At 35.5% G+C, this 25,360-nt stretch carries 10 protein-coding genes; 9 read left to right on the top strand and 1 reads right to left on the bottom strand.

What is annotated here, in order from left to right:
• Nucleotides 1–82: 82 nt before the first annotated feature.
• Nucleotides 83–418 (bottom strand): RteC domain-containing protein, encoded by a 336-nt coding sequence (locus tag ACRD7B_RS04610; RefSeq protein WP_430823302.1) that lies wholly within the window; start codon nt 416–418, stop codon nt 83–85.
• A gap of 244 nt (nt 419–662) precedes the next feature.
• Between ACRD7B_RS04610 and ACRD7B_RS04605 the strand changes: the two genes are divergently transcribed.
• From ACRD7B_RS04605 to ACRD7B_RS04565, 9 genes are all read left to right on the top strand, one after another.
• Entirely contained in the window at nt 663–2,579 is a 1,917-nt protein-coding gene (locus tag ACRD7B_RS04605; protein WP_430823300.1) for an alpha/beta hydrolase-fold protein, read from the top strand.
• Between the two features lie 8 nt (nt 2,580–2,587).
• The gene (locus tag ACRD7B_RS04600) at nt 2,588–4,912 is read left to right on the top strand and encodes a beta-xylosidase family glycoside hydrolase (protein WP_430823299.1); all 2,325 of its coding nucleotides are present in this window, start codon (nt 2,588–2,590) and stop codon (nt 4,910–4,912) included.
• Nucleotides 4,913–4,957: 45 nt separating this feature from the next.
• Nucleotides 4,958–6,907, top strand: a complete 1,950-nt coding sequence (locus ACRD7B_RS04595; protein WP_430823298.1) for a glycoside hydrolase family 97 protein — start codon at nt 4,958–4,960, stop codon at nt 6,905–6,907.
• 359 nt (nt 6,908–7,266) lie between these two features.
• Nucleotides 7,267–10,827 (top strand): family 43 glycosylhydrolase, encoded by a 3,561-nt coding sequence (locus tag ACRD7B_RS04590; protein ID WP_430823297.1) that lies wholly within the window; start codon nt 7,267–7,269, stop codon nt 10,825–10,827.
• 317 nt (nt 10,828–11,144) lie between these two features.
• A complete protein-coding gene (locus ACRD7B_RS04585; RefSeq protein ID WP_430823296.1) occupies nt 11,145–15,074 on the top strand; it encodes a hybrid sensor histidine kinase/response regulator transcription factor in 3,930 nt (1,309 codons plus the stop codon).
• A 332-nt stretch (nt 15,075–15,406) separates the two neighbouring features.
• The gene (locus ACRD7B_RS04580) at nt 15,407–17,122 is read left to right on the top strand and encodes a glycoside hydrolase family 43 protein (RefSeq protein ID WP_430823295.1); all 1,716 of its coding nucleotides are present in this window, start codon (nt 15,407–15,409) and stop codon (nt 17,120–17,122) included.
• Nucleotides 17,123–17,424: 302 nt separating this feature from the next.
• A complete protein-coding gene (locus ACRD7B_RS04575) occupies nt 17,425–20,526 on the top strand; it encodes a SusC/RagA family TonB-linked outer membrane protein (protein WP_430823294.1) in 3,102 nt (1,033 codons plus the stop codon).
• Between the two features lie 11 nt (nt 20,527–20,537).
• Nucleotides 20,538–22,463 carry a RagB/SusD family nutrient uptake outer membrane protein gene (locus tag ACRD7B_RS04570; protein ID WP_430823293.1) on the top strand — a complete coding sequence of 642 codons (1,926 nt, stop codon included), beginning with the start codon at nt 20,538–20,540 and terminating at the stop codon, nt 22,461–22,463.
• 44 nt (nt 22,464–22,507) lie between these two features.
• On the top strand, nt 22,508–25,351 hold the full coding sequence (locus ACRD7B_RS04565) for a SusC/RagA family TonB-linked outer membrane protein (protein WP_430823292.1): 2,844 nt from the start codon (nt 22,508–22,510) through the stop codon (nt 25,349–25,351).
• Nucleotides 25,352–25,360: the final 9 nt, after the last annotated feature.

The raw sequence follows: 25,360 nt of genomic DNA, 5'->3' as shown, positions 1-25,360 counted from the left end.
TACTGTAATACTTTTTCTGTGTACTCATTTTTCTAAGATATTATTTTGGTCTTAATATCTCTAAAAAATCGTCCGTGTAAATTTAGCAACTCCAAATAGCATAAATGAGTTCAGTAGCCTCAATACGTGTACCTGTCCACTTGGCTTTAGACAGTGTTGTATTAGAACTATTTATAGGACCTCTTCCTTCTAATTTGTCAATTTCTAACTTAAGAAAATCAATCTGCATATTATAGCCGATAAACCGGGCATACAAATAATCTTTACTGGTTGCAAAATCATTATCAATTAAGGAATAGATGTGATAATTATAATCTGTTAGGTTTAGGTGACATCTAAGAATGTTAGGCTCATCATATTTGCTGATGTTCTTTTCGTATGTGTGATAGCAAATATCATATTTCTCGAAGTATTTTATAGAATATAAATTAAAGAATCCATTTTATGGGTCTGCTTTAAATTATTAAGAAAGTTGTTATGGGATTTGTTTACTTTAGATGTTGTTCGATGGGTAATTGTGCCAGAATATCAATGTGTTAAGTTTGTTTTAAATGAGATATTGTATTGAGAAATTATCCCAATTTACAACTACAATATTCAAAATATTAACTCAAATTTGGCTTGAATTAGTTAATTGCAATCTTAACTAAAATCCATCATATATGAAATTATTCTTTCTTGGCACATTTTATTTTATCGTCATCGGTTTGTATGCGCAAGTTGACTTTAATCGAGCACCACTTGACTTTGATACCTTCAATACTAATATTAATTACGGTAAGATTGATACAATCACTTATCAGTCAAAAACAGTGGGATCAAATCGGAGAGCTTTAGTTTATACACCTCCCGGGTTCTCAATGGAAGAAAACTATCCTGTTCTCTATTTATTACACGGTATTGGAGGCGATGAAAAAGAGTGGTTTAATCAAGGAGCTCCTCAGGTTATTTTAGATAATTTGTATGCTCAAAACAAAGTTGAGCCTATGATTGTGGTGTTACCAAACGGGCGAGCTATGAAAGACGACAGACCAATTGGTAATATTTTTGATAGTATTAAAGTGGCAGCTTTCTCTACCTTTGAGAAAGATCTGTTAAACGATCTTATTCCGTATATTGAAAACAACTATCCTGTTCTCACAGATCGTGAACACAGGGCCATAGCAGGCCTTTCAATGGGTGGTGGACAATCGTTGAACATTGGACTGTGTAACCTTAATCAGTTTGCCTGGGTTGGCGGTTTTTCATCAGCTCCTAATACTAAAGCACCTGAGATATTGGTGCCCAATCCTGAAGAGACAAAAAAGCAAATGAAATTATTATGGATCTCTTGTGGTGATAAAGACAATCTTATTGGTTTCAGTAAGCGAATTCATGATTATCTTCAAAGCAGGCATGTTCCTCATGTTTATGAAGTTTTACCGGATGGTTATCATGATTTTAAAGTCTGGAAAGATAATTTTTATCATTTTTCGCAATTGTTGTTTAAGACTAATAACCATTTAGTTAGTGAAGGCAGTTTAATAGAGGAGGTCAGAGCCGAAACAAATATTCGTTCATCTCAATATCCAAAAATATTGTCTAATGGTCGTGTCATCTTTAAATTAAAAGCTCCGGATGCAAAAAAAATACAACTTGATTTAGGCAAAAAGTATGAGATGCTTAAAGATGAGAATGGTATTTGGAGTATTACTACTGATTCGTTGAGCGAAGGGTTTCATTATTATTCACTTATTGTTGATGGTGTTGCAGTAGCAGATCCGGCTAGTGAAACTTTCTATGGAATGGGGCGCATGGCCAGCGGAATTGAAGTTCCGTTCAAAGGCGATGATTATTACCAGGTAAAAGATGTTCCTCATGGTGAAATCAGAGTAAAAAGGTATTTCTCGCATATCACTAAATCATGGCGAAACTTTTATATGTATACTCCTCCCGGATATGACCAAAATGCTGGTAAGAAGTATCCTGTATTATACCTGCTTCATGGAGGTGGTGAGGACCAACGAGGATGGGCTATGCAGGGTAAAGTGGATCTGATATTGGATAATCTTATTGCCGAAGGTAAAGCAACACCAATGATGGTGGTAATGATTGATGGGAATATGCCATTATCGGGGTTGGGAGAAGGTACTCTTCAATTATTTGAAGCTGAATTGAAAGAAGTAGTTATTCCTTTTGTTGAAAACACTTACAGGGTGCTTACCAGTCCTCAGTCACGTGCTTTGGCAGGATTGTCGATGGGAGGTTTACAAACACTTTATGCCGGTCTGCATAATTCAGATCTGTTCAACTATCTTGGTGTCTTCAGTTCTGGTTGGATTCATCCAATGCAAGATGATATAGCTGGAAAAGAATATGATTTTATGAAACAAAACGCTGATTTGCTTAATAAGAATCTGAAAATGTTTTGGTTGTCGATGGGAGGAAAAGAAGATATTGCCTGGAAGAACTGCCAACGAATGTTAGAAAAGTTTGATGAAATGAAAATTGAATATACTTATGATGAATATCAGGGCGGCCATACATGGCCTGTATGGCGGAATAATTTGTATCATTTTTCACAATATCTATTTAAATAATGATTAAGATGAAAGTAAGAATCTCTTACCTGTTAGTAATAATTGGCCTACTAATATTTGAAAACAATATAGCTCAAAATCCAATCATTCACTCAGATGTGCCTGATATGTCTATGATCAGAAGAGGGGACACCTATTATATGAGCAGTACTACAATGCATATGAGTCCGGGGGTGCCCATTATGAAATCGAAAGATCTGGTTAATTGGGAAATCATCAATTATTGTTATGATGAACTGGATGATACTGATGAATTAAATTTAGAGAATGGGAAGAGTGCTTATGGAAAAGGATCATGGGCAAGTTGTATTCGTTTTCATAAAGGAAAGTATTATGTATCTACTTTCTCTGGAACAACTGGAAAAACCTATATTTATTCAACAAAAGATATCGAAAAAGGCCCATGGAAAAAAAAGGCATTTCAACCAATGTTGCATGATCATTCCTTGTTTTTTGATGATGATGGAAAAGCATATATGATTTATGGCGGAGGTAATATTAAACTAGTTGAGTTAACCAACGAACTTGATGGAATTAAACCGGAAACAGAACAGGTAATTATTGAAAATGCAGGTGCTCCTGCTGGAAAAGAGATAATGTTGCCTGCAGAAGGTTCGCAGCTATTTAAGATAAATGGTAAGTATTACCTTTTTAATATAACTTGGCCACGAAATGGCATGCGCACTGTAATTATGCATAGATCTGATAAGATAACAGGTCCGTACGAGAGTCGTGTTGCATTGCAGGATAAAGGAGTAGCACAAGGAGGATTGATTGATACAAAGGATGGAAAATGGTTTTCATATTTGTTTCGCGATTATGGATCCGTAGGACGGATCCCATATATTGTTCCTGTTGAATGGAAAGAAGGTTGGCCGGTGCTGGGTGTTGATGGGAAAGTACCCGATCAGCTTAATCTACCAAAAAGTGAAGGTTTAATACCTGGAATAGGTAATTCTGATGATTTTGAGAGAGGAAAGAAAGATGCTGATTTGCCTTTAGTTTGGCAATGGAATCATAATCCTGACAATTCGTTATGGTCAGTCAGAGAACGAGATGGTTATCTTCGTTTGAAAACCGGAGAGGTTGTGGATGATTTTGAATTGGCAAAAAATACGCTTACTCAAAGAACGATAGGGCCCACTTGCTCTGGATCAACATTGCTAGATATCGCTAATATGAAAGAAGGTGATTTCGCAGGTTTAGCCTTACTACAGCAAAAATATGGTTTGGTAGGTGTGAAATATAAAGATGGGAAGAAAAAAATTGTGATGATCAGTGCACAGAATAATACTCCTGTTGAAGTTGAAGAAATTCCACTAAATCAAGAAAAGGTTTATCTAAAAGCAGATTGTGATTTCAGAAATAGAAAAGATAGAGCATATTTCTACTATAGCTTAGATGGTGAAAAGTGGAATCTAATCGGATCAGAACTGAAGATGCAATATACCTTATCGCATTTTATGGGATACCGGTTTGGATTATTTAACTATGCTACTCAATCAGCGGGAGGTTATGTCGATTTTGATTATTTCCAAATCTCAGAGAATATTTCAGAGGCTAAGAAAATGTATGTTTTTCTTAGTTTTGGACAATCAAATATGGAAGGAAACGCACGTTTTGAGCCGCAGGATACGGTAAATATTAATAGTCGTTTCCAGATGATGGCTACTGTTGATTGTCCGGATTTAAATCGTAAAAAAGGAGAGTGGTACACAGCGGTACCTCCATTGTGTCGTTGTTATACAGGACTTACTCCTGTTGACTATTTTGGGCGTACACTTGTGGATAATTTACCTGAAAATATAAGCGTTGGTGTTATCAATGTGGCTGTTGGTGGATGCAAGATAGAATTGTTCGACAAAGATAATTACCAAGCATACGTTGACAATGCGCCAGATTGGCTGCAAAATATGGTTAAAGAGTACGATGGCAACCCTTATGCCCGTTTGGTAGATATGGCAAAACTTGCACAGAAAGACGGTGTTATTAAAGGAATATTACTGCATCAGGGCGAATCAAACACTGGAGATACCCTTTGGACAAAGAAAGTAAAGTTGGTTTATGATCAGCTAATGGTAGATTTAGATCTGAATTCTGCCGAAGTGCCATTAATAGCAGGAGAAGTTGTATCAGCTGAAGAAGGTGGTAAATGTGCCAGTATGAACCCGATTATAGCAACGCTTCCTGATGAGATTGCCAATGCTCATGTGGTATCGTCAGTTGGTTGTCCGGCAGTTGCTGATAAGCTGCATTTTTCTGCTGAGGGTTATAGAATTTTAGGTAGGCGTTATGCTGATGTTATGATTTCTCTTTTGCAGAAATCTGAATAATATTCAAATTGAATGAATTTCTTTTTAGATAGTAAATATTAATAAATGATGAAGAATATTTTGGTACTATGTTGGGTGTTTCTTTCAGTGGTCAGCCTTTTTGCAAACGAACAAATTGTTAAAGGACCAGATGGTAAACTGGTTGTTTCCATTGAAATGAAAGAAGGTCAGCCTTTTTATAGTGTCAGCTATAATCACAAGGTGTATCTCAAAGCATCTCCACTCGGACTTAAAACCACCTGGGGAGATTACACAAGCGGATTAGTAATGATGGATGAAGTGATTATCAACGAGCTTAGCGAGAGTTATGAGCTGCCTAATATAAAATTCAGTAAAGTGGATTATATAGCCAATGAGGCTGTTTTGTCTTTTACCCGGGATAGTAAGTTGGTGTATGATGTTATTTTTAGAGTGAGTAATAATGATGTTGCATTTAAATATAAACTGTATCCGTCTGGTGATCACTTAAGTTGCATTGTCGAGAATGAAGTTACTGGTTTTGTTTTACCGGAAGGAACCACTACCTTCTTATGTCCACAGAGTAAGGCAATGACTGGTTATGCCCGAACTGCACCCAGCTACGAAACATCTTATAAAACAGATGAGTTAATGGGGCAAAATGGTTTGGGAAACGGATACTCATTTCCATGCTTATTTAAAGTGAATGATGGTTGGGTATTAATATCTGAAACAGGTGTAGATAGCAAGTATTGTGCCAGTCGATTGATTGGACATAAAGAAGGGTTATACACGATAGGATTTCCGCAGCCGGAAGAGAACAATGGAAACGGTACCGCTTCTCCTGGAGTTTATTTACCCGGAGAAACCCCGTGGCGAACGGTTACAGTTGGTGAGTCATTGAAACCCATTGTTGAAACAACCGTGCCATTTGACGTTGTTAAACCCAAATATGAAGCATCTGGAAAATATAAATTTACCAAAGGATCGTGGAGTTGGATCATGAAGATGGATAGTCATACCACCTTTCAGGTTCAGAAAGAATACATTGATTTTAGTGCAGCAATGGGTTATGAAACTATTCTGGTTGACGCTTTGTGGGACACACAGATAGGGAAAGATAAAATAGCAGAACTGGCTGCTTATGGGAAATCAAAAAATGTGGGTTTGTATCTTTGGTACAATTCTAATGGATATTGGAACGATGCACCTCAAGGTCCTCGTGGGTTAATGGATAATTCCAGAATTAGAAGAGAAGAGATGGCCTGGATGCAAGGTGTTGGTATAAAAGGAATAAAGGTTGATTTTTTTGGGGGCGATAAGCAGATAACAATGCAGTTGTATGAAGAAATTCTGGCTGATGCGAATGATTATGGTTTACAGGTTATTTTTCATGGATGCACCCTCCCAAGAGGATGGGAGAGGATGTATCCTAATTTTGCCTCCAGCGAAGCCGTTTTAGCTAGTGAGAATCTTCATTTTTCGCAAGGAAGTTGCGATGCCGAAGCGTTTAATGCCTGTTTACATCCTTTTATCCGAAATGCAGTTGGTAGCATGGATTTTGGCGGTAGTGCACTGAATCAGTTCTATAATGCGAATAATTCTCCAAACAAAGGTTCAAAGAGAATCACCTCAGACGTATTTGCATTGGCAACGGCTGTGTTGTTTCAAAGTGGAGTCCAGCATTTTGCTTTGGCACCTAATAATCTTCAGGATGCACCCCAATGGGCTATTGATTTTATGAAAGAAGTGCCCTCAACATGGGATGAGATACGTTTTGTTGATGGATACCCGGGTAAGTACGTTTTATTAGCACGTAGGAGTGGGTCAAAATGGTACATCGCTGGCGTTAATGCCCAGTCCGATTCTCTAAAAATAAAAGTAGATTTAACAATGTTGCAAGATAATTCAAAAGGTAAGATTTATTTAGATGATAAGATTCTAAAGGGAACGTATTTAGATTTTAAACTAAATAGAAAGAAACAACTGAGTGTTAACATACCTTGTAATGGAGGATTTCTGTTAGTTGGAGAATAGATTTTATGAGATAATTTAGATATGAAATATGGATGAATGGCTAAAGTTTTAAAGTTATTGGATGTTTATTCATTTTTTTTGTTCGTTATTGCCATGTGGTAAAAATATGCTAAAGAAATTTTGTTAAAAGGTTATAATTAGTTTTCTATTGATAACCTTATTTTTATTATATTAGTGGTGTTTGATTTTAGAAGTCAAATATCTAATATTAGAAACTAGAATTGATATTATGAGGTATTATTGTCAATCAGGTTTAATCTATTCAAGTAATATTTTCGATAACAGAACCAGGAACTCTTTACTATTTAAGGAAGGTGTCTCAGCGTGATGATGAAATTTGGTTGAAATACAATCTAAATATGAAAAAATCTATTTTTACACTTTTAGTATTCTTACAATTTTTTACAATTAATCAAAATATTCATGCTTGGGTTGGAATGCCAACACCACGTCTTCATGTTGAGGGGCGATACCTCAAAGATCCTCATGGTAATATTGTTAATTTACATGGTTTTGCCCAAACTTATAGCCCATGGTTTAACGAACGAGGTAAATACTGGAGCAACTACGATGTAGATGGGTGTCTTACATATAATAAACGAATTATTGACGGGGTTTTGGATGCTGGATGGAAAGTTAATTTCTTACGTTTGCATATGGATCCATATTGGAGTAATCAACCTGGTTGTACACCCGACGGGCATGAGCTTCCAAATTGTTTTGATGAGGCTCGTTTTAGAAAATATCTCGACGAAGTTTTCATCCCAATGGCTGAATATGCCATTTCTAAGGGGTTATATATCATCATGCGACCTCCGGGTGTGTGTCCTGAAGTAATTGGCATTGAGGATGATCATAATTATGCAGAGTATTTAATGATGGTTTGGGATATCGTTTCGAGTCATCCTAAAATTAATAAGCTTGATGAAATTATGTTTGAGCTGGCAAATGAACCCGTAAAAATAAAACTGGCGGACGGATCAATAGGCAATAACACACAGGCTCATTTCGATGTACTTAAAGAAATATTTCAGCCTATTGTGAATAAAATTCGAGAGAATGGATTTCACAATGTATTGTGGATTCCCGGATCTGCATATCAGGCTCAATATAAGGGATATGCCATTAATCCGATTGAAGGCAAAAATATCGGTTATGCTGTCCATATTTATCCCGGATGGTTCGGCAGTGCCAATGGATACCAAGAGTTTCAAAGCGAATGGGATAAGAACGTTAAACCAGTAACCGATTTTGCACCAATTGTTATTACAGAAATGGATTGGGCCGATGAAAAGTATAATTCATCTTGGGGAAAAGGATATACGGGTACTGCTGGTGGTGATGGATTTGGAGCTAATTTTAAAAAGATTACCGATGAGTCTGGTAATGTTAGTTGGCTGTTGTTTACAGATGCCAATTTACTGGCTGATTTTGATGGAGTGCCTCCGGCAGAAGGCGAAGATTATACGTTTCTTAATGATCCGGAAGCTTGTCCATGGCCAGTTTATCATTGGTATCAGGATTATGCAGAAATGGAATATCCAAGGCCAGATTTTGAATATAAGTCATCAGCGGATAACGGTGATGGAACTTATTCCAATCCATTGATTTTTGCTGACTTTCCCGATCCGGATGTAATTCGGGTGGATGATGTTTATTATATGGTATCTACAACTATGCATGTATTTCCTGGAGCTACCATATTGAAATCTTACGACCTTGTAAATTGGGAATATTGCAGTAATCCTTTGAATAAAATAGAATCTACTGATTGCTATAACCTTGATGGATGCGAGAATTATGGTCATGGTCAGTGGGCATCAAGTCTAAAATATAATAATGGTCAGTTTTATTTACTATTTACAACATTGGATGAAGGTAGTTATCTGCTTACGGCAGAGTCAGCAGAAGGGCCTTGGACAAAGAGAAAGTTATCAGGGTCTTATTATGATCCTGGACTATTTTTTGATGAAAATGGCAAAGTGTATGTGGTATATGGAATAAATACACTGAATATAGCAGAGCTGGATGAAAATTTTGAGACCATTGCCGGGACAGCTAAAGAAGTGTTCACTTATACGATAAAAGAGGGGCTGGAGGGCAGTCATTTATACAAAATTAACGGCAAATACTATATTTATGCTACATATGGTGGATGGCCGGCTTATCAAGTCGCTTTGCGATCAGATGATATTTATGGACCGTACGAAGAGAAACTGCTTTTGGATGATAATAATATCCATCAAGGAGCTTTAATTGAAACACAAACGGGTGAGTGGTGGACAATCTTGTTTTATGACAGGGGTGCATTCGGAAGAATGCCTAACCTTCAACCTGTGACCTGGGTTGATGGTTGGCCTGAAATTGGTATAGAAGGAAAAGGCGTTACTACATATACAAAACCCAATGTGGGGAGAGAGTATCCTGAGACCATTCTACCTACCAATGATAATTTTAGAAATTATAAATTAGGAATGCAATGGGGATGGAATCATAACCCTGATGACTCAAAATGGTCTTTGACTGAAAATCCTGATTATTTACGATTGAAAACCGTTAGTGTGGTGGATGATTTGACTTCTGCCAAAAATTCTCTTACACAACGTATTTTTAGTTATCATCACGCTCCAATTCCATCGTATGGAACCATTAAAGTGAATATTGATAATATGCAGGAAGGTGATGTGGCCGGTTTAGCTATTTTTCAGGATCCGTATGCTTATATTGGCGTCAAAGTTAAAAACGGTCAAAAAATATTGGTACACCATAATAATGGAACAGAAACTATTGGCGAAGCTATAAATGTAAGTGATGTTTATTTAAGAGTAATTGCCAACTATTCTTCCAGTAAAGCAAGTTTCTATTATAGTGTTGATAACGAAGCCTATACTCAGTTTGGTAGTGATTTAGATATGCAGTACAATATGTCAATGTTTACAGGCAATAAATTTTGTTTGTTCAATTATGCAACAGAAGCTATCGGCGGATACGTGGATATTGATTGGTTTACAACCGAAGAATTGTTTACCGAAGATGCCTTTTTTGATGATTCTTTTGTAGGTTATTCAGAAGATGAGTTAACCCTGTCGGACCTAATCGTTGATAATGGCGATATTGATCTGCTAACCGGAGCTATTTCATCATTTTCAGTAACAGCCTTATATCAGAGTGGCCGAATAGAAGACGTTACATTGTCAGCTATTTATGAAAACTCCAATCCGAATACTGTAGAAATTGTTAATGGAAAAATAATCGCTTATGCTAATGGAGAAGCTGTTATTACAGTAAGCTATGAAGGCGAATTGGGAGATCGATTGTCAAACCAGTTCACTGTTAGCTCAAGTACTTTTCCTTTAACTGAAAGTTTATTTAATCCTTCGATATGGGAGACGGGTACTTTTAATGAAATAACACAAACATTAGTTACCGGTCAATATGGTTTTGGTGGTTGGGAATACAGTGCCGGGGTTGACCTTTCGGATTATAAATATCTGGTGGTTAAACTGGCGAGTTCTGGAGCTTGTGGTGCTTCTTTCCGATTGTTTGATACAAATAACTATTGGAGTTCCCCAGCTACATACGAATTAGCTGGCAGTACAATGCAAGTTGTAGATATTGCTAATATGAGTAATGCTAATGGCGTTAAGGTTGATCCTTCTCACCTTTATATTATTGGTTTTTGGTCTTATGGAAGCTGTTCTATTAAAATAGAGGAGATTTACCTGACAAATAATGATGATTTTAGCAATGTGGGTGTAAATGAGGGGATTATAAATGGTTATAACCCGTTTGAAATAGTTGATGTATATAACTTAATAGGAGTTAAGGTGAAATCTGATGTGATTAGAAAAGAAGCATTACACGGACTTCCTTTAGGAGCCTATATTGTAGGTGGTATAAAAGTAATGAAAACTTATTAATATTATCAAAAAACAATTGAAGCTAATCGCGTATGGTCTTATTAATAAGGCGTTAGGCTATTTATGGCGAAGGTGATATACGAGAAAGAGCCGGGTGGTGTACGAAGAAAATAATGCTAAACTGCAATTCATTGGTTTAATTGGAATTGTTCAATGGACACCAAGAAGTTCATTTTATTCATTATTTTTATGGATAAAAGGCATTATTAGTCATATTGAATTACTATTATATCTTATTGGTCTAAGTTATACCCATTAAAGATGCAAATTGCAATGTTGTATATTTAATTGATAATTATTGAATTAATTCAAATCAAATGATAAAGTTGTCTGTCAGGAATGAAATATTGAATAAAAAAGTATTTGCTTTTTTAGTTCTATTTTTATTAGGGTATACTTCTTTTGCAAATATTTTATCAAGTATTGATTTTATTAATTTAAATGAAGAGTACAATATCTCAATCAGAGAAACCAATGAGGTATGTTCAGATGATAATGGATTTATCTGGATCTCTTCTAAAATGGGTATTTTAAGATATACTCAGGATGATATTCGCTTGTATTCTTTGCCCTACGAAACGGGGGATGTAATTTCCATCCAATTAGATTATTGCGACGGTAAACTATATGCATACAGTAATAACGGGCAAATTTTCAGATACAATGCCGTTAAAGATAGTTTTGAGATCGTTGTTAATATATCAAGGATTCTCAAAAATCCATACATCATTGTTTATAAGGCCCTTCTTGATCAGAATCAAAAAATATGGATAGCCTCATCAATCGGGTTGTTTTCCTTCGATGATAAGCGTGGTTTAAAAAGCTTAATTTCGGACGTAAAAATTGATTATTTGGTTTGGAAAGATAGTCATACGCTTATTTATTTTCAGGAAGGCAAAGTATTAAGTTTAGATGTTGAGAATATTGAAAGCAGTTTATACTGTGAATTTCCGGATGGTATTACCCCAAGTGTATCAAGCGTGTATTACGATGAAACCACAAAGGATTTATGGATAGGTACATTTGGTAACGGACTATTTAGATCTCCTTCAGGACACACTACTAATGAATTGGAGGTGATGGAAGATGTTCCTAATCAGCCCATTCTGGCCATTGAAGTGGTGTCTGATTCGATGCTGTTGATTGGTGTTGATGGACAGGGAATATGGAATTTAAACAAGAAGGATGCATCAATTAAAAATATTTACAAAGAAGATTCCGACAACCCTAATTCTTTAAAAGGAAATGGCGTATATGATATTTATTGTGCACCCAATAATAGGGTTTGGGTATGTACTTATAGCGGGGGAGTATCATTTTTCGATTTGGGAAGTTCCGAAATAAAGCAACTTTCCCATGTTATTAATGATGAAAAATCCCTGGTTAATAATGATGTGAATTCTGTTCTTGAAGATTCGAATGGTAATCTGTGGTTTGCTACGAATAATGGAATAAGCAAATATATCCCAGGTAAAAACAAATGGCAAACGTTTTATCACAATAAAGAAGAGCATGCCCAGGTCTTTCTATCCCTTTGTGAAGATAATTTAGGGAGAATCTGGGCCGGATCCTATTCATCGGGAGTATATGTGATAGATGCAATAACTGGTAAAGAACATGCACATTACTGCGAAAATACAAACGGTAATGATTTTGTGTCAGATTTTGTTTTTGAGATTATCAGTGATTCAATTGGAGATATTTGGATTGGTGGAGTAATGGGAGATTTGATTTGCTATAAAAGTTCAGAAAAAAGATTTATCTCATTTAATGATTATACCGTTTACGACCTTTGTGAATTTGATGATGATAATTTATTGATAGGAACAACATACGGCTTATTATTATTTAATAAGCAATCGGGCAATTCTGTGGTACTAGTAGATGGATATATCGTTTATGATATTTATTTAAACAAAGAACAGATATGGATAGCCACAAGCGGGGAAGGTGTAATATTGTATGATCTTTTTTCGAAGGAAGTAAAGAAATTTAATACGGATAATGGTTTGCCGTCCAATTTTATAACCAGCATAACGTTTAATGATGGCTATTATTGGATCGGTACCGAAGTAGGTCTTTGTCGTATTGAGAAAGATGAGCATTTTGTTCAAACATTCAGGTCAATCCTGCATCTTAATAACGTTTCGTTTAATCAAAACTCCCACTTTAAACTTGAAAATGGTAATTTACTTTACGGCACAAATAAAGGGGTTATATTATTTAATCCATCACAACTTAAGCCTGTTGAGGATGAAGGTAGAATCTTTTTTCAGGAATTGAATGTTTCAGGAAGATCAATCAGGAAAATTAAGAAATTGGCACCTGATCAACCAATAGATAGCCTGGAGTATTTGAGATTGCCTTATTTTAATAATACCATTAGTCTTGAAATGTTATCGGTTGGAAGTTCTTCTTCAGGAGTTAAATATTCATGGATGCTCGAAGGGTTGGATAATGATTGGAGTATACCGGGGAACAACAATGTTCTATCTTATTCAAATATTCCAAGTGGTGAATATACACTTAGAATCAGAATGTATGACAATTCAATATCCGAAATTATCAGCCAAAGAAAGATGGTCATTAGTATTATTCCGCCCTATTGGGAAAGATGGTGGTTTAAATTATCAATCATCCTGTTTGTGATAGGCTTAGGAGCAGTTTCCTTTTTGTACTATATTGATCGGTTAAAGAAAAAGCATTCAGAGGAAAAAATTCGGTTTTTCGCCAATACAGCCCATGATATCAGAACTACTCTTACTTTAATAAGTGGTCCTATTTCCGAATTATCAGAAGAAGCAGGTTTAAATAGTAAAAATCAAAATTACCTTAAGCTCGTAAAGGAACAAACACGCAGGTTATCCGATGTTGTGACCCGTTTAATGGATTTCCAAAAGGTTGATGTAGGTAAAGAAAAGCTTATTTTGTCAAAGGTTGATATTGTCGACTTTATTGAATCTAGAGTCATGATGTTTGAGGCATCAGCTAAAAGAAGAAACCTTAGTATTAAGTATTTTTCAAATTCAAAAGGGTGTGAAGTTTACATTGACCAAATTGTTGTTGAAAAGATAATTGATAATCTTTTATCCAATGCGATTAAATACTCATTTGAAAAAACTCAAATTGATGTTTCACTTAATTGTACATCAACTAAATGGACACTTGAAGTGAAGGATAAAGGAATAGGTATTAGTAAAAAGGCACAAAAACAATTATTTAAAGAATATTATCGAGGGGAAAATGCTATAAATTCTAAAATTGTTGGATCAGGTATTGGCCTATTAATGGTAAAGAATTATGTAATGCTGCACGGTGGCAAGATTTCATGTGAAAGCGAGCCTAACGAAGGCTCTGTGTTTTTTGTTAGTGTACCTATGAAAGATCAGATATCTAAACAAGTAACACAAGTAGTTGAACGAAGTAATGATCCGGATCTGTTGTTGGTCAGTGATGTTAAATTAGAGGTGCAAAAATCAAAAGAAGATAATGTACATCAAATGAAAGTTGTTATTGTGGAGGACAACGATTACTTAAGGCAGTTTTTGGAGTCAGTATTAAGTGAGCAATTTATTGTTTATTGTGCTGAAGATGGAGAGACCGGTTGGGAAATGATCTTGAAATATTCCCCAGATTTGGTAGTGTCTGATATTATGATGCCGGGTATTGATGGTTTCGAGTTGTGTAAAAGAATGAAATCAAATTATGAAACTTCACACATAGCAGTTATTTTACTTACAGCTTTAGACGGACAAGAACAAGTACTAATAGGGCTAGGTTTAGGAGCAGATGATTATTTAACCAAACCTTTTGATGTACAGATTCTAAAGCAAAGAATTGATTCAATAATTCATAATAGAGAGTTAATAAGAGATAAGGCGTTAAAAATAATTAAGTTGGATGATTCCAAGGAATCGTTGTTTAAGAATGAATTGAATGATAAGTTCTTAAGAAAAATGGTTGAAACTGTTAGGGATAATATTGGTAATTCAAACTTTTCAAAAGATGAGTTTGCTGCGAATATGAATGTTAGTCCATCCTTGTTGTACAAGAAAATCAAGTCTTTAACCAATCAGTCTCCAACTGATTTTATTAAAACAATTCGTTTAGATCATTCTTTAGAGCTAATTAAAACACAAAAATATACCATAACTGAGGTCAGCGAAATTTGCGGATTTTCAAGTGTGGGTTACTTTAGTACAGTGTTCAGAAAGCACTATGGAAAATCACCAACACACGTAATTTAGTTTTACAAGCACTTAGATATTAAAAGTCGATCAAATTCTATTTTGTTCGACTTTTATTGTTAAAAAATGTTGTGAAATAGTTACTTGTGTTGTTAAAATTAGATGATTTTTAACTCTATCTTTTTTGAATGTCTATTAGTTAGGATTTGTAAGGTGCAGAAAAACAGGCCTTTGAAGCAGGTTCCTCATAGTATCTATAATTAAAAATCATATATCCATTATTACAAGTCTTAACTATTGTCAAAATCTATATTTGTTCATGGAAAGGAAAATTCATTAATGGGTTTGCATCTCCTTTAACGTGAAAATTAGATCTGTTATCAAATAGTATTATGAGAAAGAATCTTGCTTATCGTGTTTTAACAGTTGGTTTGAGTGCTACTGTTTTTTTTACTTCATGTAAATTATTTACGAAAGAAAAGATTCCCCATTTTACTGCAAACACTAAGGTTGCGCACTTTGATTATTTTAAATATAAAGGAAACGATCGTTTTTTCAATGAAAACAAGCTGCCTGGAAACGATTATTATTATAATCCCATATTGCCTGGTTGGTATTCCGATCCGAGTATTTGCACAAATGGATCAGATTTTTTTATGGTTATGTCAACCTTTTCATATTTTCCTGGTGTTCCAATATTCCATAGTCCAGATTTAGTAAACTGGAATCAAATTGGTCATGTACTTGACAGGCCAGAACAATTACCCTTGAGTGAACAAAAAACGAGTGAAGGTATTTTCGCACCAGCCATCAGTTATAATCCATATAATCAGATGTGGTATATGATAACAACCAATATTAAGAAGGGTAATTTTTTTGTGAAAACAAAAGATCCCTTTGGCTCTTGGTCTGATCCGATTTGGTTACCGGATGTTCATGGTATTGATCCCTCTTTCTTTTTTGATGATGACGGAACTGCTTACATTGTAAATAATGATGAGCCGGATGGAGGATCAACCTATGAAGGTCATCGGTCAATTAGAATTATTCGTTTTGATATAGAAAAAGAAGAAACCTATGGTCCAAGCGTAATGCTTGTAAATGGAGGTGTAAATCTTAATGAGAAACCCATTTGGATTGAAGGTCCTCATATCTATAAAATTAATAGAAAATACTATTTAATGTGCGCTGAAGGTGGAACTTCAACAAATCATCGTGAAGTTATTTTTAGCTCCGAATCTCCTATGGGTGACTTTATTCCTTGGAACAGAAACCCTATTCTAACGCAATTGCATCTGGAATCAGATAGACCCAATCCGGTTACATGTGCTGGTCATGCTGACTTAGTTAGGAAGGATAATGGACAATGGTGGGCTGTTTTTCTAGCCTGTCGCCCCATTAATAATGAATTCGAAAACCTTGGGCGTGAAACATTTTTATTACCGGTCAGATGGAGTGAAGAAGGTTTTCCGTATATAACCAAAGATGATGAGGTTATTCCCCGAATCGTTCAAATGGAAGGAGTTGTTAGGACAAATGTCACTTTCGGGAATTTTGAAAAGGTAGATTATTTTGACGAATCAAAACTGGGAATGAAATGGATGACTATACGAGGTCCCGCTAAAGAATTGTATTCATTAACTGAAAATCCGGGTTTTTTAACGCTAAAGTTAGTTGATGTGGCTTCCAATGAATTGAAGGAACCTGCTTTTGTTTGTCGACGCTTGCAACATCATGAATTCGAATGTTCTACACGATTGTATTTTCAGCCACAATCAGAAAATGAAGCAGCTGGAATATTGATTTATAAAGATGAAGATCATCAATATCAATTTGTAGTAACAAAGCTGAAAGATCAAAAGTATCTGCAGTTAAGGAAAGTTTCTGTTGATGGAATTTTTGTGTTGGGATCTAGAGATTTGAAAAAGGAAGATCAACACATTGATTTGAAAGTGATCTCAGATGGTACTCATTATAGTTTTGAATTTGACATAGGTGATTCAAAGTGGCAGACATTAATATCGGATATTGATGCAAATTACTTATCAAACTCCCAATCATTTGGGTTTACAGGTACCACTATTGGATTATATGCTACGAATAAATAGAATATAAATAGTTAGTGACCATCTTCTTAAGGTGGAAGAGAAGTTAGTTAAGTAAATTATAAACCAAAAAAAAAGAATCTATGATTAAGAAATGTATGAATGAAATTCTTCAATCTTGCAGAGTTTTCATTCTTATTCTCGAGAAAAAAAGTGATGGTATGTTCAATGTTACTTAAGTGAAATGTTTGATTCTGAATGAATTAAAAAAAACTCTTAAATCATAAAAATTTGAGAATAAAATGAAAAATCCAATTAAATTATTATGCAAGAAGCAAACCTTTTTTGAGAGATTAAGGTTGACGATGCTACGAAAAACGATGCTTCTTTTAGCTTTTGTTTTTTCCGTTTCAGTGTTTGCTCAAAACACAAGGCAAATTAGTGGAACAGTATTAGACAGTGATGGACTGCCTGTTGTTGGTGTTACAGTTATTGTAGAAGGTTCCAGTGGCATTGGAAACATCACTAATGTTGATGGTGTGTTTTTCTTAGATATACCAACTGGTGAGCAAACTTTGGTTATTTCTTTCATTGGAATGGAAACCCAGAAAATAAAAGTTATTGATGAGACTTCGATTAGAGTAACATTGGAGGAGTCAACAACTACACTGGGTGAAACGATTGTGGTAGGTTATGGACAACAAAAGAAAGAAAGTGTGGTTGGTGCAATAACACAAACCTCAGGAGCTGTTTTAGAACGGGCTGCTGGTATAACAAATGTAGGATCAGCCTTAACCGGAAATTTACCTGGTGTTACAACTATTGCTAGTTCTGGTATGCCAGGTGAGGAAGACCCGCAAATCATTATTCGATCTGCCAGTTCATGGAATAACAGCGAGCCACTTGTATTGGTTGATGGGATCCAACGTCCTTTGAATACAGTGGATGTTGCATCAGTTGAATCAATCTCTGTTTTAAAAGATGCTTCTGCAACAGCTGTTTACGGTGTTCAGGGTGCAAATGGTGTTATTTTGGTTACGACTAAAAGAGGTAAGGTAGGAAGTGCTAAGATTGCTGTATCAGTCAATTCAACGTTAAAGAGTCCATCGAAACTACCAAATAAAATGGATTCTTACGATGCCTTAAGAGCAAGAAATGAGGCTGTAGAATATGAGCTTGGAATTAGTCCTGATTCGTGGAAATATATTAGGCCACAGTCTTTTATTGATATGTATCGTAACCAGACAACACAAGCGCAAAAGGAAAGGTATCCAAATGTAGATTGGCAGGATGCTATCTTTAAGGATTATGCGATGGCATATAATGCAAATCTAAATGTATCAGGGGGTACCAAATTTGTGAAGTATTTCGCATCTGCTGATTTTACGCATGAGGGTGATTTATTTAAAATATACGAAAATGGTCGCGGATATGAAGGTGGATATGGATTTAATAGATTGAATGTTAGGAGTAATCTTGATTTTCAACTAACTAAATCAACTGTTTTTAAAATGAATTTAGCCGGATCTACAGGATATAAGAAGACACCTTGGGATCAAACAGCTTCTAATGATTGGGCAGTTCAACAACAATGGGCTGGTGTATATAATATAGCCCCCGATGTGTTCTTGCCTCAGTATGAAGATGGTTCATGGGGGATGTATCCTGATGTATCCAATGTCAGTAACTCAGCCATGATAATAGGAATATCCGGTGCAATGTTAACAACAACTACCAGAATTAATACTGATTTTGTGCTTGAGCAAAAATTAGACTTTATCACTAAAGGACTTGGATTCCGAGGAACTGTTTCATGGGATAATAACTTTGTTGAATACAGACGAGGGATTGAAGATTTATATAATTCACCACAGGAGAAATATATTGACCCTGTAACTGGTGCTGTGACATATGAACAGGCATTCAATTCTAATAATGGATTTGATTTTGCTCAATCTGTGATGTGGAAGACAGAAGGCGGAGAAGTGCGTAATGATCAAACATTAAGAAACCTTGATTATCAATTACAAATTGACTGGAATAGAACCTTTGGTAAGCATAATATTACTGCAATGGGATTATTTAGCCGTAAAGAGCGAGCTATTGGAAGTATGATCCCTATATATCGTGAAGATTGGGCTTTTAGATCGACATATAGTCTTGCTTCAAAATATTTTCTTGAATACAATGGAGCTTATAACGGTTCTGAGAAGTTTAGCAAAGAATATCGATTTGGTTTCTTTAATTCTGGTGCAGCAGGTTGGATGATTTCAGAAGAATCATTTATGAAAGGATTATCCTTTTTGGATATGCTTAAATTAAGAGTATCCTACGGTGAGATTGGTGATGATTATGGTGATCGGTTCTTGTTTATGACCCAATGGGCTTATGGAGGTAGCACTCCAATGGGGTTGGATCGGAGCGATAGTCCTTATACATGGTATCGTGAGGCTACCATAGGAAACCCTGATGTAAGATGGGAAACCGTTAAGAAATTAAATGCAGGTGTTGACTTCGCATTTTTTGGTGGTTTGGTAGCTGGTAATTTTGAATATTTCCAGGATAAAAGGGTAGATATTCTGATTAATGGTTCGGATAGAGCTATGCCAGAGTATTTTGGTGGTAAGGCTCCAACAGCAAATCTAGGAGAAGTTCATACTCAGGGTTATGAGGTTGAATTAAGATTAAATAAGGTTCTAAGCAATGGATTGCGTTTATGGGCTGATTTAAATATGACTCATGCTGAGAACGAAGTTATTAAACGAGATGATCCAGCATTGTTGGAAGATTATCGTAAACAAGAGGGTTATAGTATTGGTCAGTCAAGGACCTATGTAGATGCTGGTTTCCTTAATAGCTATGATCAACTGTACGGTAGTCCAAATTATGATGCTACCAATAGTGAAAGGCTTCCTGGTGATTATTATATTCTGGATTTTAATGGAGATGGTATAATAGATGCAAAGGATCAAGTGCCTTATGGTTACTCAAATGTGCCACAAAATACCTATAATGCTACTTTTGGATTCGAATGGAAAGGATTTAGTGCTTTCGCACAATTGTACGGAGTAAATAATGTTTCACGTTTGGTACCTTTAGCTAGTTTTCCATCAACCTTAAATACAGTTTATGAATCTGGATCATGGTGGTCAAAAGATAATCAGAATGCTGATATTAGTGTACCGCGTTACTTATCTACTCCAAACTCAGCGTATAATCAAGGGACTCAGTTTTTATATGATGGTTCATACATACGACTTAAAAATGTGGAGTTGGCTTATACATTAAAACCAGCTAGGTTAGAACGTATAGGTTTATCTAGTATGAAAATTTACATTAACGGTAATAACCTTTGGGTAAAATCAAAAATGCCTGACGATAGAGAATCTAATTTTGCGGGTTCTGGAGGATCAGGTGCATACCCAACAATGAAGCGTTATGTTTTAGGCGTGAGATTTACACTTTAACATTTTGAACTATGAAAAATATATATAAAATACTTCTATACAGCCTGGTTATTTTTTCGATCGGATTAGGTAGCTGTGAAGATTATTTAGATAGGGATCCGGAATCAATAGTTTCAGAAGAAATAGCCTTTAAGAATTACATTAATTTTCAGGGGTATATTGATGAGATTTATAATTGTATACCGGATAAACAAAAGTACTATTGGGTTACATCTTACAATTGGGGAGATGATGAGATCTTTAATGTTGCGTCTAATTTTGTGATGGGACATCAAATGGATATTGGTAATTTCTGGGCATGGCAAAACAACGATCAAAGTTGGTTAGATGCTGGAAGAGCGGATCCAACCTCAGGTGATAAGTTTAATCACAGATTATGGTCTCATGCCTGGTATTGTATTCGTAAAGCCAATATGGGATTAGAAAACCTGGATAGATTGGTGACAGCAACAGCTGAAGAAAAAAGGCTGATTGAGGGTCAATTGTATTTTTTCCGTGGATGGTGGCATTTTGAGTTGATGCAATGGTTCGGTGGATTACAATATATTGATAGAGTGTTATCTCCAACAGAAGCTTTTAATCTACCTCGTTTAAGTTATCAGGAATGCGCTGATAAAGCAGGGGCTGATTTTAGAAAAGCAGCTGATTTGTTACCAATCGACTGGGATAATACAGCAACGGGTAATAATACAAGTGGAAAGAACCAATTGCGAGTTAATAAAATAGCAGCCTTAGGATATCTTGGGAAAAATTACCTGTGGGCGGGTAGTCCTTTAATGAAAAATGGAGCCCAAGTTGGAGGAGCAATGACCTATGATTATGATCAAGCTTACTGTCAACAAGCAGCAGATGCTTTTGGTGAGTTGTTAAACTTGGTAGAAGGTGGAGAAACCCAGTATAAACTTGCCAGTTTCGAATATGATGATATATACAATCATGTTAAATCGGGTACTGAGAAATCTTATTCTGAAATTTTCTATACCAGAGGTCAAAGTTTTTTACAGCCAGGAGCTGATGAAGCAATATTCCGAGGACGAACATATGATGAAAATGGGTCGGCATGGAACTTCTTGAAAACATGGGGACCAAAAGTTAATGGGTTGGTTGAACATGATAATGTTATACATCATCCAACGGCGAACTATGTTAAGTTTTATGGAATGGCGAATGGTTTACCCATAGATGATCCAAATTCTGGATTTGATCCGAATTATCCATATAAGGATAGAGATCCACGTTTCTATCATGATATTATAGTTGATGGATTTAAATATGTAAATTCTGCCATGCTTGCGGATGATGAGCATTTGAGGTATACTGGGTTAGCATCAGGTGGAACTATGAGAGATCCACAGAATGGAAGCCGTACTGGTTATTTTACACAAAAATTTGCTCCTCATGAATGTAATAAGTATGATAAGGCCTATGATTGGGGAGATGGAATTCAGACTTACCTTCCATATATGAGGTTAAGTGATATTTATTTAATGTATGCCGAAGCTTGCGCAGCTATTGGGGGTGCCCAAACTACATCAGCTACCTATGCAAAAACGGCGGAGGAAGCTATTAACACAGTACGCGAAAGAGTAGGTGCTGGCTTTGTAGATGCAAGTTATGTTGCAGATAATAATAAATTCATTGACGAAATCAGAAGAGAAAGAGCTGTTGAATTATCTTTCGAAGGATTTAGGTTTAATGATTTGCAAAGATGGTTATTGTTAACAGAGTATCCATACAATGTCAAAACATCTAATGAATTTGACCGTGTTGAATCTTTAGATTGGTTTAAAGAAAACGATTGTAAAGATGCCAGAGTAGCTAATTTTAGAGAGGAAATTATTTTAACACGCAATTTTAGTAAGAAACATTATTGGTTACCTCTAAAAGTTTCTGATGTCTCACTTTATCCTGAATTCAATCAGAATCCAGGTTGGTAATACAATCTAACTAAAATATACTTGTAACAATAAATGAATAAGCAATGAAATACATACAATTAAGATTCATTTGCCTGGCATTATTTATTATGGTTCCATTATTTCTTATTGAGGCCCAAAATAATGAAGGAAATGAAACTGATACGCTAAAATTGATAAAGGACCCACTGGTGCAGGTTGCTTATAAAAAGGTCGCGAAAAGTGAACTTTTAGGGGGTGTTTCAGTAGTTGATTTAGCCGAAATAACAAAAATGAATTATACAACATATAGCCTTGATAATATGCAAGGTTATATAGGTGGATATACAGGTAATTCCCTTTGGGGAATGGGTGATTATTTGGTTTTAGTAGATGGTATTCCAAGAGATGCTAATAATGTTTTACCTACTGAAATAGACCAAATTACCTTTTTAAAAGGGGCCTCGGCAATTGCCATTTATGGTAGTAGAGCAGCAAAGGGTGTTATCTATATCTCAACCAAAAGAGGTGCTGATAGTGAACTTGACATTAAAGTAAGGGTTAATACTGGATGGCATGTTGCGAAAAGCTTTCCTAAGTATTTAAGTTCTGCTGAATATATGACACTAAATAATGAGGCTTCATTAAATGATGGGAAAGATGTAGTTTATAGTGAAGAAGATATCTATAATTTTAGTACAGGTAACAATCCTTATCGTTATCCAAATGTCGATTTTTATTCATCCGATTATTTAAAAAAATCATATAATCGCACAGATGTAATTACAGAAATTACCGGTGGTAATGAAAGGGCTAAATTCTACTCGAATATTGGTTATTATACTACAGGTGATATGATTAACTTTGGAGAAGCAGAGGATAATAATACGAATAGATTAAATATACGAGGTAATGTAGATGTTAATATAAATAATAATGTTAGTGCCTACATAAATGCAAATGCCACATTCTATAATGCACGAACTGCAAATTCAAGTGGAGGTAGTTATTGGGAAAATGCTGCAAGTATGAGACCCAATCGTATTTCACCTCTGATTCCAATTAGCTTTTTAGATCCGAATGACCAGCAATCGTGGAATTATATTAACAGCAGTAGTAATATAATTGATGATAAATATTTTTTAGCCGGAACACAAAGTGAACCAACTAATATTTTTGCAGACTATTATGCAGGAGGATACAATAAATGGACAAGTCGACAATTTCAGTTTGACACAGGTATAGATTTTGACCTGCAAAGAGTATTACAGGGGTTATCATTTCATACACAATTTGCAGTTGATTACTCCACAACATATAGTACATCATTTAACAATTCATATGCTGTTTTTAATCCGGTTTGGAGAGATTACAATGGAGTTGAGTATGTTCATTTACCATCAAGGATTGGGAATGATGAGAAATCGGGTAATCAAAATATTGCTAATAGTAGCAGTAGACAAACGACTCTATTTTCTGGAAGATTAAATTATGAAACCTCTGTCAATGATTCTCATAATATTAGCACTATGCTTATTGCATCTGGGTGGCAGCAAAAACAATCAGCTGAATACCACGCCATAAGTAATGCAAACTTAGGTTGGCAATTCGATTATAATTATAAAAGTAAGTATTATGCTAGTTTAAGTGCAACGGCTACTCATTCTGCAAGGTTAGCAGAAGGTAACCGAACTGCCATTTCTCCTTCTGCCACTTTAGCATGGAGAATAAGCAAAGAGAACTTCTTATCAGGTTCAAGTGTTATTGATGACCTTAAGTTAAGTGCCTCAGCCAGTATTTTGAATACCGATATAGATATTGAAGATTACTATATGTATAGCGGAAAATACGAAAATGCAGATGGAGCATATTGGGGATGGTCAGATGGTCGTCCTGAAAGATCTACTAATGTTAAAAATGTACCTTATGAAGATCTGGATTTTATCAAACGCCAAGAATTATCGGCCTCCATATATGCTTCATTGTGGAATAGAAAAGTTGAAATTAATACGTCTGTATTTACCAATAAAATGGATGGAGGAATTATTATACCATCTACTATTTACCCAAGTTACTTCTCAACCTACTATCCAGAATCTACTTTTCGTCCCTACCAAAATTTTAATAACGATGAAAGAAAAGGTTTTGATTTTAGTGTTAACTTTAATAAGCACGTTGGTGAATTTGATTTAAGCCTTGGATTAAATGGTATTTACTATACAACTAATGCAGCAAAACGAGATGAAGCGAATGAATGGGATTATCAAAATCGCCAAGGACAGCCACTAGATGCTATTTGGGGATTAGAAAGTGATGGATTCTTTAATAGTCAGGAAGAAATTAATAATTCACCTGAACATAAGTTTGGTGGAACACTTCGTCCTGGCGACATTAAGTATGTAGATCAAAATGGTGATGATATTATCGATGATCAGGATAATGTTTATCTGGGTAGAGGAGGATGGTCTGGTGCCCCATTTACAGCTGGTGTAAATTTAGTAGCTAAATGGAAGAATCTCACCTTTTTCGCATTAGGTACAGGAAGTTTTGGAGCCTATGCTATGAAAAATAGTTCTTATTTTTGGGTGTCAGGTAATGGAAAATACTCAGAAATTGTGCGCGATAGATGGACAGAGGCTACCAAAGAAACAGCCACTTATCCAAGGTTAACTACTGAGTCAGGCGATAATAATTTTAGAAATTCAGACTTTTGGTTATATAAAACAGACCGTTTTAATTTGGCTAAAGTGCAGGTTACTTATGATATACCGAAGAGTGTTTTGCAAAATGTAGTTTTCCAGGATATTTCAATGTATGTAAGTGGATCGAATCTATTAACCATATCAAAAGAACGTGAAATTCTGGAGATGAACGTGGGAAGTGCTCCCCAAACGCGTTTCTATAACTTTGGTATAAAAGCCGTTTTTTAAGGTCAGTTA

This window comes from Carboxylicivirga fragile, assembly GCF_050589805.1.
Lineage (GTDB): Bacteria > Bacteroidota > Bacteroidia > Bacteroidales > Marinilabiliaceae > Carboxylicivirga > Carboxylicivirga fragile.
Note: the sequence above shows the minus strand (reverse complement) of the source record. Positions and strands in the feature narration are given on the sequence as shown.